This is a genomic window from Prosthecobacter fusiformis (assembly GCF_004364345.1).
Lineage (GTDB): Bacteria > Verrucomicrobiota > Verrucomicrobiia > Verrucomicrobiales > Verrucomicrobiaceae > Prosthecobacter > Prosthecobacter fusiformis.
Map to the genome: position 1 here is coordinate 112,577 of NZ_SOCA01000004.1, position 13,833 is coordinate 126,409.

General features: G+C 54.9%; 9 protein-coding genes. 1 reads left to right on the forward strand and 8 read right to left on the reverse strand.

All coding sequences use genetic code 11. The features are described from left to right. Window positions 1-13: 13 nt before the first annotated feature. The 3 genes from EI77_RS13200 to EI77_RS13210 all read right to left on the reverse strand — a co-directional run bounded on the left by EI77_RS13200 (window position 14) and on the right by EI77_RS13210 (window position 4,086). Complete coding sequence (locus EI77_RS13200) at window positions 14-1,186, reverse strand: cysteine desulfurase family protein (protein ID WP_133795753.1); 1,173 nt, start codon at window positions 1,184-1,186, stop codon at window positions 14-16. 30 nt (window positions 1,187-1,216) lie between these two features. Then, entirely contained in the window at window positions 1,217-1,774 is a 558-nt protein-coding gene (gene recO, locus EI77_RS13205; protein ID WP_133795754.1) for a DNA repair protein RecO, read from the reverse strand. Between the two features lie 197 nt (window positions 1,775-1,971). Beyond that, complete coding sequence (locus EI77_RS13210) at window positions 1,972-4,086, reverse strand: M3 family metallopeptidase (RefSeq protein WP_133795755.1); 2,115 nt, start codon at window positions 4,084-4,086, stop codon at window positions 1,972-1,974. 136 nt (window positions 4,087-4,222) lie between these two features. Between EI77_RS13210 and EI77_RS13215 the strand changes: the two genes are divergently transcribed. Then, a complete protein-coding gene (locus EI77_RS13215) occupies window positions 4,223-5,158 on the forward strand; it encodes a YHYH protein (protein ID WP_133795756.1) in 936 nt (311 codons plus the stop codon). A gap of 11 nt (window positions 5,159-5,169) precedes the next feature. On the opposite strand, the gene EI77_RS13220 is transcribed toward EI77_RS13215, so the two are convergent. From EI77_RS13220 to EI77_RS13240, 5 genes are all read right to left on the reverse strand, one after another. Further along, complete coding sequence (locus EI77_RS13220; RefSeq protein ID WP_133795757.1) at window positions 5,170-6,636, reverse strand: protein adenylyltransferase SelO; 1,467 nt, start codon at window positions 6,634-6,636, stop codon at window positions 5,170-5,172. Window positions 6,637-6,699: 63 nt separating this feature from the next. Next, entirely contained in the window at window positions 6,700-7,170 is a 471-nt protein-coding gene (locus EI77_RS13225; protein ID WP_166647232.1) for a lipocalin family protein, read from the reverse strand. A gap of 129 nt (window positions 7,171-7,299) precedes the next feature. Then, on the reverse strand, window positions 7,300-9,891 hold the full coding sequence (gene clpB, locus EI77_RS13230) for an ATP-dependent chaperone ClpB (protein ID WP_133795759.1): 2,592 nt from the start codon (window positions 9,889-9,891) through the stop codon (window positions 7,300-7,302). A 251-nt stretch (window positions 9,892-10,142) separates the two neighbouring features. Next, entirely contained in the window at window positions 10,143-11,903 is a 1,761-nt protein-coding gene (locus EI77_RS13235) for a hypothetical protein (RefSeq protein ID WP_133795760.1), read from the reverse strand. Window positions 11,904-11,980: 77 nt separating this feature from the next. Next, window positions 11,981-13,789, reverse strand: coding sequence for a hypothetical protein (locus EI77_RS13240; RefSeq protein ID WP_208300349.1), 1,809 nt, complete (start codon window positions 13,787-13,789; stop codon window positions 11,981-11,983). Window positions 13,790-13,833: the final 44 nt, after the last annotated feature.

Sequence of the window (13,833 nt, forward strand, 5' to 3'; positions counted from 1 at the left end):
TCTCCGACCTGACTCAAGCCATCGTTACCACCACTTCCGGGTCCCACTGCGCCCGCAGATGGTGCACCGCTGCGATGATTTCCCCTCCAGCTTTTTCTACCTCACTATTTGTTGTTAGGCGGGATAATGAAAAACGTACCGTGCTGCCTGCATGCCTTGCATCATACCCCATCGCCTCCAGCACGTGGGAGGGATGCAGCGATGCGCTGTGGCATGCCGACCCTCCCGAGCATGCGATACCTTTTTGATCCAGCCGTATGATCAGCCCCGCCGCATCCACGCCTGGAAAATAGACGGAGGATGTATTAGGCAGCCGCAGGACCTCCCGGCCATGGATGACAATTTCAGGCAAAGCTTCCTGTAGCATCTGCTCCAGGTGATCCCTCAGCCGTGCCATGCTTGTCTGACTTTCTGGTGACTGCACGTGTTGTTGTGCCAGTTCCGCCGCCTTGCCCATAGCCACGATTCCCGGCACATTCTCTGTTCCGCTGCGCCGCTCATATTCTTGTCCCCCGCCGATGATCAGCGGATGGAATGGTGCATGGCGATTCACAAACAATATGCCGATGCCCTTCGGCCCATGCATTTTGTGTCCGCTCATGCTCAGGTAGTCCATCCCTACCTTGCGCACATCCACGGGCAGTTTTCCACCCATCTGCACGGCATCCGCATGCACCAGCGCCCCGGCTGCATGAGCCATGGATACCACCTCAGCCATCGGCTGCACCACCCCCGTTTCATTGTTGGCCCACAGTAGGGAGACCAGCGCCGTCTTCCCTGGTTCCAGGGCACTTTCTAGCGCCTCCAGATTCACTAGCCCATTGGGAAAAACGGGGATGATTTTCACACGCCCCCCTTGTGCTTTCCATCGCTCTGCACAGGCCTGTGTCGCTGCATGTTCTACTGCACTGATGATCAACAGGGGATGCTCACGCCCCGTTTGATAGGCTGAAAGGTGCACACTGCTGATGCTCTCCGTTGCGCCGCTGGTGAAGACGATTTCCTGCGGCTCCGCTCCGATCAATACTGCCACCTGCTGCCGTGCCGCATCCACCGCCCGCCTTGCCCGCCGTCCTGCCGCATGGGCAGCCGATGGGTTTCCATAATGCTGAGTCAGAAACGGCAGCATCGCCTCAATCACCGCCGGATCCGGCTGGGTCGTAGCATTTGCGTCGAGGTCAATCATGGCATGAGGATACACAGATACGCTTGAGACTTACCCAGGACGCTGCTCGATCCAAGTCAGCAATTGCCTCCGCTGTACGGGCAGCCGTTTGTGGAAGCTCTCCTCAATGGCATGCGCCGCTTGGCTCCCCGCCGCGCCACCTTGGCCCACCAGCCCCAGATCCTCCGCCAGCCGCAGTTCAAAACGCTCCATAAAGGCCCGGCTGGGATCCTTCTCATTCAGGTAGTCCAGTGCTTTGATCAGCAACTCATGGATCGCGGGCAGCGGTGCATGCGGCTCTACAACCAAGGAGATCAGCTTCACCAGATAAGTCGCCGCTAGCACCCGTCCATAGCTGCTCCGCAGGCCCAGTCTCGGGTTCTGCCAGTGTGCCTCCACCAGCGTATGTAGGTCACTCTTGCGCGCATGAGTATAACTGATGTCTGCCGAGACGAACAAATCCAGCAGCCCTGCAAACACCGATTTCGGCCGCAGTGCACCTTTCGCGATCGTCCGGAAAAGACCCTGCTCCGCACTGCACCACTGGACGATCAGCGTCGTCTCCGAGTAGCGCATGCGCCCGATCAGGATGGCCTCCGTCTTCTCCATCGCGTTATCTCCCACTCAAAACTGCGCCACGCAAGTCCCCCTCTCCTCATCTTTGACCTGTTTGAGTCCCTTACAAAAGCCCAAAGGGCTTACGGAACTAGCCCAGGGTTGGCACAACCCTGGGATCAGGAAGCAGCATCATCATCGGCCCGCAACCCCAACGGGGTTCCGTCCTGGATTTTGGATTGATCGAATGCTCACGTCAGCGCCGCACGGATCAGCAGCGCCATCGGGTCCGGGTCACGGCCCATGAAATCACGGAACAGCTTCGCGGGATCCTCGGAGTTGCCTTTGCTCAGAACCTTGTCACGGAATTCACGGCCCACTTTCGGGTTCAGTACACCTTCATTCTGGAAGCGGGTAAAAGCATCCGCATCCAGCACCTCCGCCCATTTGTAGCTGTAATAACCCGCTGCATAACCGACCGGGCTGCTGAACAGGTGGCCGAACCGCCGTGCCATGGATGGCGTCTCCGTCTTCAGTGGCATCAGATACGGTTTCAAAAGCTGGCGCGAGAGCTGGTCCAGGTCCGCTCCCTCCTCAGTCGCATGATGCATGTGCAGTTCCAGGTCCAGCTTGCCAAAGGATAGCTGGCGCATGATGTCGCTCGCACTGCGGTAGTTCTTCGCAGCCAGCACTTTTTTCAGCAGCCGCGCCGGGATCGGTTCACCCGTCTCGTGATGGCGCGCAAAAAGATCCAGGCTCTCCCGCTCCCAGCAGAAGTTTTCCATGATCTGCGAAGGCAGCTCCACGAAGTCCCAGTAAACATTCACCCCGTTCAGGGAAGGGATCTCCACATTGCCTAACAATTGATGCAGCAAGTGGCCAAATTCATGGAACACCGTGCATACCTCGTCATGCGTCAGCAGCGCAGGCTTGCCGTCCACAGGTGGGGTCATATTTCCGCAGATTAGGCCCAGATGCAGCCTCCGGTCACGGTCACCGCTCGGCGGCACGCCGCCCTTCAAGTAGTTCATCCACGCACCCCCGCGCTTCGAATCACGCGGATGCCAGTCGGCAAAGAAGGAGCCGATGTGCACTCCCTTTTCATTGCGCACTTCATAAAACTTCACATCCGGATGCCAGACCTCCACAGGCCCCAGCTCACCCGGCTGCGTACTTGCCGGACCAGTTTCACCCGCAGGATAGTGCACCACATCCCGGCCCACAATGCGCAGGTCAAAAACCATCTCCGCCAGCCTGAACATCCCGCCCAGCACACGGTCCAGCGGGAAGTAGGGGCGCAATTCCTCCTCATCAAAATCATACTCTGCCTTGCGCTGCTTTTCCGCCCAGAAACCGACCTCCCAAGGCTGCAAAAGATCCGCAGCCTGCCCCACGGCATCCGCCCGGTACTCTTGCAACTGGATCGTCTCACGGTCGAATCCGCCCTTCACCTTTGCGTGCAGGTTCTCGATGAAATTCAGTGCGCCCTGGCCGCTCTTGGCCATGCGTTGTTGCAGCACATGATCCGCAAAATTGCTCTTGCCCATCAACTGCGCCTTTTCATGCCGCAGCCGCAGGATTTTCCAGATGAGCTCCGTGTTGTCGTGGTCACCACCACGCCCGATGCTTGCAGATCCTTCCCACACCGCTTTGCGCAGGGATTCATCTTCCGCATACTCCATCACCGGGATCATGGAGGGAGCCTTCAGTGTGATGCGGTAATACGGCTCCTCAGGCGTGCCCAGCCCCTTCGCCACTGCCTCTGCCCGTGCCGCCTCAATAGCGGAGGCTGGCATCCCTTTCAATCGCTCCACATCGGAGATGATCAGCTCCCACTTGTTGGTGGAATCCAGCACATTCTCCGAATACTTCTGCGTAGCCTGAGAAAGCTCAGATTCCAGCTCCTCCAGACGCGTCTTTTTCTCCGGCGGCAGGTTGGCACCGGCCTGGATAAAACTTTCCATCGTCTCCTTCAGCGCTCGTTTGCGTATTGGCGGCAGGTCTCTGGCCTCCTCCGTCTTGCTATAAGTTTCCAGCAGATCCCACAGATGTTCATTGAGCGGGATTTTGGCAAAGAATGAACTCACCAGAGGCAGCATCGCATTGTGCGCCTCACGCAGGGCAGGGGAATTGCACAGCGCATCCAGATGTTGCACCAAGCCCCATGCCTCATTGAGTGCGCGGGTGGACTCATCCAGCGCCAGCACCACTGTGTCGAAGCTCATCTTACCCCGGTCCTGATCCACCAGGCGGTTGATGTTTCCCTCCGCCCCATCCAGAGCGGTTTGGATGTCTGCCTGAATGCTTGCTGTATCCAGAGTGGACCAGCGGATGTGAAAGTCCTGGGTGAGAAACGGTTGGGCCATATGGGGGTGTTGGCGAAAGAACGGGCGAGTATCGGCAAAGGTGCCTTCCTGGCAAGAGCGAAGGCATGAGAAAGAATATTGTTAAGCGTAGGTAAATCCGCAGGCCTACGCCGCATTCACGTGTTGTATTCGTGGTATGAAACGAATTTGGTTCCTTTCGTCCCTCTTGATTCCCAGCTTATTGGCCCAAAATGCCCAGCCCGAAGTCACCATTCGAGAAGAAGGAGGAAAACGCGTCATCTCCTCCAACGGCATCCCCAATCATCCTACCGGAGATTTCCCCAATGAAGGCAATCCCAATGCCATCGCCCCACAAAAATACGAATTTCGTATGACCCTCCGGCCCAAAGTTGGCCCTCAACCCACTCCCTCACAACGTGCTTTTTTCGGCGTGGCGGTGAACGGAGTGCCTTTTGAACCAGGGACAGCCGAATTCTGGCAGCGCGATCCCCGCTCCGGCTGGGTGGCTGAAGCCAAGAGTGGCCAGATCAATCTCGGTCTGGATGGCAATGAGGCCCATGTGCAGCCCAATGGCGCCTATCATTATCATGGTCTTCCCACTGGTCTCATCGCTCAGCTTGGCGGTGTGGAATCCGGGAAAATGCTCCTCCTCGGTTGGGCTGCCGATGGTTTCCCGATCTATGCCAGCCGCAGTCATCAGGATCCACAGGATGCTACCAGCCCAGTCGTTTCGATGCGCACCAGCTACCGTCTGAAAACTGGCACTCGTCCGGGTGGCAATCGTGGCCCTGGTGGCGAATACGACGGTTATTATACCGAGGACTACGAATACGTCCCTGGGCTTGGCGACCTGGATGAATGCCACGGCCGTTTTGGTGTCACCCCCGAATACCCAGAAGGAATCTATCACTACTGCATCACCGATGAATTTCCCTATATGGGGCGGTTATGGAAAGGCGAGCCGGATCCTAGTTTTGAGAAGCAAGGCGGCGGTCCTCCAGGTGGCGGTCGTGGGCGTCGGGGTGGCCCTGGTTTCGGGCCTCCTCCCGGTGGCGGTCCCCCAGGCATGGGTCCTCCGGGTGGCCGCCGCCCTCCCGGTCCCGGCTTTTGACCTAGGTCTGTCTAAGTCCCGCAAAACGTCTGGTATCCGTCCGCGCCTGCGTCTAGAGGGGCACTGTATTCAGGTGCATCCACGCTATAATCATAGGGCTTCTTCAGGATGCTTAAAAGCCGCTCCATCACGGATAAGTCATCTCTTTCTACTGCCGCAGCCAGTGCCTCTTCCACCTTGTGATTGCGCGGAATAAAGGCCGGATTGTGAGCCTGCATTAAAGTCACGACTTCACTCATGGACTGCGGCTGACGTGCCAGCCGCGCCCGCCATTCTCCGTGCCAGATTTGAAAAGGTGCATCCATCGGCAGGGGGGTGTCCGCTGACAGACTTCGGAATGTCAGGGTATAGTCTGCCTTGGCATCCTTCATCCAGTTCAGCAGTCTTTGTATCAAGGCCCGGTCTCCGTCCTCCTGGGTATGCAAACCGAGCTTTTTTCGCCTCCCATCTAACCAATATTGCTCATAAATTCTGCCAAAGCTTTCGATGGCCTCATTCGCAAGCTCCACGGACTTCTCTTCATCAGCATGAAGCAGTGGCAGCAGCGCTTCTGCAAAACGAGCCAGATTCCATTTGGCGATCGAAGGCTGATTACCATATGCATAGCGTCCTTGCCGATCGATGGAACTGAATACCGTCGCCGGATCATAAACATCCATGAAGGCGCAGGGACCATAGTCGATGGTCTCGCCGGAGAGCGCCATGTTGTCCGTATTCATCACCCCATGAATGAAGCCAACCTGTAGCCACTTCGCGATGAGCGCCGCCTGCCGGTCTATCGCCGCTTTGAGGAATGCCAGATACGGTTCAGCACTCCCGACCACCTCTGGATAGTGACGGGCGATGGTATAGTCTGTCAGGGCCTTCACGGCAGCCGTATCCCCATGGGCCGCTGCCCACTCAAAGGTCCCCACTCGGATATGGCTTGCGGCCACGCGGGTGAGCACCGCCCCAGGCAGTGGTTGAGGCCTATAGACCGCCTCTCCAGTGGTGGTGACCGCCAGGCTCCGCGTCGTCGGTATGCCCAGCCCATGCATCGCCTCACTGATGATGTATTCCCGCAGCATCGGCCCCAGGGCTGCGCGCCCATCACCCCGGCGTGAAAACGGTGTTATGCCAGATCCCTTGAGCTGGATGTCATACCGTTCTCCAACGGACGTTAGCTGCTCGCCCAGCAAGATCGCACGCCCGTCTCCCAGCGTAGTGAAGTGGCCGAATTGATGTCCTGCATAGGCCTGGGCTAAGGGTTCAGCTCCACCCGGAATACGGTTGCCCGCAAAGATCTCCGCTCCCTCCTGCGTGTCCAGCGCCGATCCATTCAGTTCCAGTTCCCGCGCCAGTTCATGGTTGAAGACCTTGAGTGCGGGTCTCTTCACTGGCACCGGGCTGGCGCTTACGTGAAGAAGCCCCGGCAGCCGGGAATAAGTGTTTTGCAGATGCCAGCCAGCATCGTTCTTTGAGGATTGGGGATCGGGCATGGAAATGGGTAGCCTCAAAGGCTGCGCCTTCTGCTGCTGAATAGCCTTGGGCAGCTTTCGTGGTCAATGTAGATTTTGCGGGACTTTGACCAGCTTGTTCGGTTCGAAACCCTGTGCCTCCAGCCGTTTGAGGATGCCTTGATAGGTCGCCTCATCCAAGATCGGTTTACGGCTGAGCACCCAGGCGAGCTTGCGGTTAGGATAACCAATAACGCTCCATTGATAGTCCGGGTCCAGGTCGGTGATCAGGTACTTGGCCCGCAGTGGCCAGATAAACTGCACCCGCCACTCCGCATTGGTTTCCTTGTTATGCACCCAGGCCGTACCTTTCCACTGCTCCAGCGGAGCCTCCAGCGTCTTGCGCCGGAATAGGAATATGTTGTCCATCTTCCCATCAGGCCTCATGGCATATCGATCCAGCGTGCCCACTTTGCCTTTTTCGAGCGAGTAGGGAATATGGGCAAAGACATACCAGTCCCCCATGTAACGTTTAAGATCTACATGAGAGACGGTTTTTACGGGTGGCTGTTTCATGGCGGTAGAGCATGAGGTAAGAACTGCCAAACAGGTGATCAGCGGCAGGCAGAAAGGGAGATTCATCTCATGAACTACGGATCACGGCTCCCAAATGGAGCCGTGAAAGTGGCACCCGACCGATGAAAATTATGCCTTCAGGAACTCCACCCGTCCGTTATTCATGGTGGCGGTGATCTGGTCGCCATCTTTGAAACCGCCTTCCAATACAGCCATGCTCAATGGATCAAGCAGGTGCTTCTGAATAGCGCGCTTGAGCGGGCGAGCACCGAAAACGGGATCAAAACCAGCGTCTGCCAAGTAGCGAGTGGCATCGTCGGTGACGGTGAGATGGATGTTCTGTTTGGCTAGGCGGGTGATAACGCGCTGAAGCTGGATCTTAACAATCTTGTCGAGCTGCCCGGCATCGAGGCGGTCGAAGATGACGATCTCATCAATGCGGTTGAGGAACTCAGGGCGAAAGAACTGCTTCAGCGATTCACGCACCAGGGCATCGCGCTGCTCGGCATTCGTCACATCCTGGATGGCGCTGCTGCCGATGTTGCTAGTCATGATGATGACCGTGTTTTTGAAGTCCACCGTGCGGCCTTGACCGTCGGTGATGCGGCCATCATCAAGGACTTGCAGCAGGCTGTTGAAGACATCCGGGTGGGCCTTTTCCACTTCATCAAAAAGCACGACGCTATACGGGCGGCGGCGGACGGCCTCCGTGAGCTGTCCACCTTCATCATAACCGACGTATCCGGGAGGCGCGCCAATGAGGCGGCTAACGCTGTGCTTCTCCATGTACTCGCTCATGTCGATGCGGGTCATGGCGTTCTCATCATCGAATAGGAATTCAGCGAGGGCTTTGCACAACTCCGTTTTACCAACACCGGTCGGGCCGAGGAACAGGAAGCTACCAATGGGGCGGTTCTCATCCTGGATGCCAGCACGGGCACGGCGGACGGCATTGGAGACGGCAACGATGGCATCGCGCTGGCCAATGACACGGTCGGCCAAGCGGTCTTCCATTTTAACGAGCTTTGAGCGCTCGCCTTCTTGAAGACGTGAGACCGGAATGCCGGTCCAGTTGGCGACGACGCGGGCGATGTCGTCCTCGGTAACTTCTTCGCGCAGCAACGTGGGCTGGGACTTGGGCTTCTCGGTGGCTTCAGTGAGGGATTCGTGCTGGAGCTTCTTCTCCAGATCAGGGATGAGCCCATACTGGATCTCGCCCGCACGACCGAAGTCGCCACGACGTTGTGCCTGCTCAAGTTCCGTGCGTAGGCGGTCGATCTCCTCCTTTACCTTGCGACCTGCATCCACGGTTTCTTTCTCCTTAAGCCATTGGGCTTTCAGGGCGGCAGACTGTTCCTTTTGATCCGCGATTTCTTTTTCGAGCTTTTCGAGCCGGGCTTTGCTGGCAGGATCCTTTTCCTTTTTAAGGACCTGGCGCTCCATCTCGCCCTGCATGATCTGGCGCTCGATGACGTCAATCTCGGTGGGCATGGAATCCAGTTCAATCTTGATGCGGCTGGCAGCCTCATCAACTAGGTCGATGGCCTTGTCGGGCAGGAAGCGGTCGGTGATGTAACGGTTACTTAGAGTCGCTGCGGCGATGATGGCACCGTCCTGGATGCGCACTCCGTGGTGCACTTCATAACGTTCTTTTAAACCTCGCAGGATGGCGATGGTGTCCTCGACGCTGGGCTCGCCCACAAGAACTGGTTGGAAGCGGCGTTCGAGGGCCGGGTCTTTCTCGATGTATTTGTGGTACTCGTCCAGAGTGGTGGCACCAATGCAGCGGAGTTCACCACGGGCGAGCTGGGGCTTCAGCAGGTTGCCTGCGTCCATGGCACCTTCAGCCTTGCCTGCACCGACGATGGTGTGGAGCTCATCAATAAAGAGGATGATTTCCCCCTCGCTGCTGGTGACTTCTTTGAGGAAGGCTTTGAGGCGCTCTTCGAATTCCCCACGGAACTTGGCCCCGGCCATCATCCCGCCCAGGTCCATGCTGATCAGGCGCTTGCCCTTGAGGGAATCCGGCACATCACCGGCCACAATGCGACGGGCTAGACCTTCAGCAATGGCGGTCTTGCCGACGCCGGGCTCACCAATGAGCACCGGGTTGTTTTTGGTGCGGCGGCTGAGCACCTGCATGACCCGGCGGATCTCTTCATCACGGCCGATGACGGGGTCAATCTTTCCCTGTTTAGCACGGGCGGTGAGGTCGGTGCCATATTTTTCCAAAGTCTGGTATTTGCCTTCAGGGTCCTGGTCCACGACGCGCTGGCTACCTCTGACGGTGGCGAGCGTTTTGGAAACCGTATCATAAGTTAGGCCAGCCTGCTTGAGCAGGTCGCTGACGTCAGTCTTCGTTTTGAAAAGAGCGAGGAGGATGTGCTCGACGCTGAGAAAGTCGTCTTTGAGTTTCTTCTGCTCGTCCTCAGCCTTGGTCATCAAGTCACGGAATTCGCCGGAAAGGTAGAGACTGCCAGTGGCACCGCTGACCTTTGGTTGGCGCGAAAGGAGATTGGCGAGCTGGGACTCGAAGCTTGAAAAAGCATCTGGATTTACGGATGCCTTCTCAAAGAGAGGCGATGTAATGCCTCCTTCCTGGTCAAGGAGCGCAGTGAGGAGATGAGCGGCCTTGACCTCCTGGTGACCATAACGGGTGGCCACGGATTGGGAGGCATTGAAAGCTTCCTGGAGTTTGACGGTGAATTTTTCAGGGGACATGGTGTGAAAGCAGGGTTGTTTGCCTTTTCCTTTGCTTACACTGTGCCATGAAGTCGCAATGAAGCGTTAGTCCTTATTTGGCAAGGCTTCGGCCTGCATTGTAATTTACAAAAAACAAAAACCAATTTGCTAAGCTGTCTCGATTGCCCGACACAAATGTGTCAAAATGACGCTGATTGATTGGCGTTTGTTGGCCGTCGTGTACGTTACTACGCTCATCCTAACCCGTTAAAAAAACGGACGGATAAAGATCATGACAGACGACTCAGGCAAGTGCGTAGTCCATCTCCAAGAGAAAGTCCAGTAGGCCAGTAAACCTCCTGAAGATACCGTTTCTGATTTAGAATATGCGTATCACGCATGTCTTTGTGTGTCCGGAGTTCCTCGATTTTAGTGACCACCGCCTCCGTATTTTCTGCAACTATACAGGCATTAAAATCGTGAATCCGGAGATAAGTAGGGACTTCGCGTTCAGGGGCTTTCAAAAAGATAACAGGCACTTCCATTTCAAACGACTCGAGAGCTGCTGTAGAATTGTAGTTCAACAGAACAGATGTCTTCCTCAGCAACTGGATCAAATTCGATTCTGGATCCATGAGGCGTAGGTTGGCAGGAGGACAAAGCGCCCGTATATAGCGTTTACGAAGTGCCAGTTCTGTTTCATCAAAGGCAACAAATCCTAAATCAGCCTGTTTTTTTCCGCGTAAAGGGTGAAACTTGATAATGAAGTCGTGTTCGGGCAGTTTTTTGGCGGCCTCTACCACAATGTGGTAATAACGATAGCTGAAATTGGGGGCTGTGACAGAGGTGGTCCCTACATAATAGCTGTCGGCATATACAGCGAGTGGCCGAAGGGCTGGCTGCTGAGGGACTGGTAGACGCGCTTGCCTATGCGATCTGATATTTAGCAATGTTTCTTGAGGTATTCCGCGTTTGAGGGAAACTAAAGTTGTGCGGCCACTGTCACTGAGTACAAAGTCGGGCTTAAAGGAAAAACGCGGGTTGGGCAACTGATCGTAAACATATGCGATGACTGGAATTTTCAGTTCTTGAGCGGCCAGACTCCACATACGCTCTGGAGTGCCTACTTGAGTATCGCACAGCAAAATGCGCGGACGATGTTGTTGAAGATATTTTAACGCTTCATTGTAAACCCAGGCATAGCGTGGATAAACTTTATGCACAGCTTGAGTTCCGAGTGCATTTAAAATATTCCTGAAACCATAGGTTTGTATTAGGACCTTTTCAGGCAGGAATTTTTGTTGCCAGTTTTTCCACCAATGAAGAAAAAGTTGTTGGTTGCTGCGAATCTTTTTAACATCTTTTCTACTTCCCAGTTCAGGTAAAGGGGCAAAAGGCAGTCCGCTAATGGATGAGTCCTCGGAAAGCAGTCGGACGAGACGTTCGCTAGTGCAAAGGATGCTCTCATTGAGAGATGTTTTTGCTGTTGCGACAGCGTGCCTGAGCTGGGGTGTTTTAACCTTGAAAAATTGGGTGAATTTCCGGCAACCCTTTTTTAGCAGTCTATGCAAATCAAGAGATCTTGATTCGGGGTAAATAAAGCTGATAGGCAGGGATTGTGTACTTGCTGCTTCCTGCCATGCTGCGAAATGGATGCCACTGCCTGCGGTGACTATTATACGTTCAAATGCTGATGACTCAAGGGTATTGAGCGCAGTCTGAAGGCTGATCAAATAGGCAATGACCAGCCGTCGCGCATCTGTCGTCAGGCAGGCAGTTCGAAAACTCCGGTGGGTTGGAATCCCTTCTTGCGAGAGTTCAGCACTTAGAAATTCATCGAGTATATCGTCTGCTTTGCGATCAATGTCTGTGGCTTGCTCTTTTGAAATGACGTCAGTGTAGTCTAACCATTTTTTAATATTGGGATAGAGATGGCGATTCAGGTGTGTGTCAATTTCAAGGACCGTAGTTGATGAGGCTTCACAAGACCGCAGGTGTTTGCTCACTGATTTGCCTGCAAGTGTTCCAGATACTAAAAGAGTCCTTGTCATGCAGAAGAGCCGGTGTTGCGGAGTGTCGTGATTCCATGGTGGAGGAAATGTCTCGCACGCATGGTTTGCAGGCTTGATTAAAGCGGTATTTTAATATCGCTTAGTTGTGTAGTGGCGATCTCTGAGCGGATTTTGGCACTTATGGGTTTGCCTGCGGCGTCTACTATGGCGATACCTCCATCAATGATATCAGTGTTCCACGAGGTTGCATGGCGAAATTCCTCCCGGCATTCCCACAAGTATGGAGCTGCTAGGAAACCTGCAGCAAAAATCCGATAAAGTCCCTGCTGAGTGTAAGGTTCTGGAATGGCCTTCTCGATGGCTGCTATCATCACACGTACTTCTTCCAGAAGGTGGGTAGTGCGGTCGGTTAAATCACGGTTCTGACCCATGTGTGGCACCTTGCCTCTAGCACGAAGGAGACGATAATCCGTAAGGGCCGCACGAGTAATCTGGAGGCTTTCATTGATCACGTCAGGATCCGCTAGATGAGAGGCTTCGGAGTAACTGACCACATGAATCATCGGGGGACTGGAGGTGTCCTCAGGCTCAATGTCATCCATGAGGGCGGACACGGCGGCAAGCTGGGCCTTGGCCTTTTGCAGGTCCGGGGAGAAATAATCCAATCCCGCGCGAGGTTGTAGGATGACGCGGAAGGTATCGTCTTCCAATTCACGAACCAGTGTGAGCATGGACCGGGCCTTGGCAAGGTCTTGTATTCCCCATGTATATTTCGGGGTATTGAGCATGTTCTGGAGAATGAAGTATCGTACGCCCAGTCGTTTGGCTGTCTTAGCGGCGAGATAAGCGGAAAGTACATACGTGACATCGTCGCCTCCTCTGAAAGCGAAGTGATGAGGAATGTTTGGCTCAAACGGCTTATTGGTCGGGGCAATGACGCGCAGGGTTTCCAGGTGCTCTCCTAAATTATGGTAAACAGTATGAGGACCACGACCGTCCATTTGACTGAACCACCAAAATGACATGGCGTGCCAGGCAATGTTTAAGGAACGCTCATGGATCGTTGCGAGCTTTGGAATATTCGTGGTTCCCGCATAGGTGCGTACTAGCATGGGGGAGGCGGCTTCCCGAATACGCCGGTATTCAGCTTCGGAGTTAACAGGAACCCCTCCTCCATTGGGAGCGTCTTCCCAGTTTTCGCCAAAACGCTCCTGAGTTAGTTGTGATGTCCCAATCGATACCGTATCCAGAAGACCAGCTTTAGAAAGCTGGCCGAGCCAAATGATGAACTGCTCGATGGCCTCCATCCGATTCGGGCAGTAGGGGCCGACATGGACGCGCAACAGAGGTGATTGGCGGCGGGCCAGCATATGATCGAGACGATTCACCACATGGTCTGTACTGGTGCCATATCCTGGGTATCCTGAGCGGTCTTCAGCTTTTATTTTTAAATACGCACCGTCGGCGATGAGCTCATGCCCAAAGTTGAGTCGGAGGTTATCATAGGCTGAGTTTTTGGCGAGGGAAGCGGGAATACGGTGCTGGGGAACCCCCATTTTTTCCAGGCTTTCAGCTGGACTTTCATCTCCACAAAAGACAGGAAATTGCTTGCCATATTTGCTGGTGATAAGGTCACAAGCTGGTGGCAGGCCAGCGAAGTAGACGCCGCGTAATGGACCACCATGCTCGACCCTGAGTTTCTGGCTTTCGAGCAGATAAAGTAGTTTGCCAAAATATTCGGACGCCTGGGTGGGATCTAAACGATAGCTGAGACCTAGTCTTGTGATTCCCTCCGCCAGCACCCAGTCACGGATACAAATGATGCTGTCGGGATGGGAGATGAAGTTGACGGCATCCGTGATTTCTCGTGGAGCGATGATGGCCCGATACCCAGATTCTTTGATCAGTTTGGCCGCGTAACTCATGCCTAGGGTATGGCAGTCCACGGTGGGCCTGATCATGCCGATGA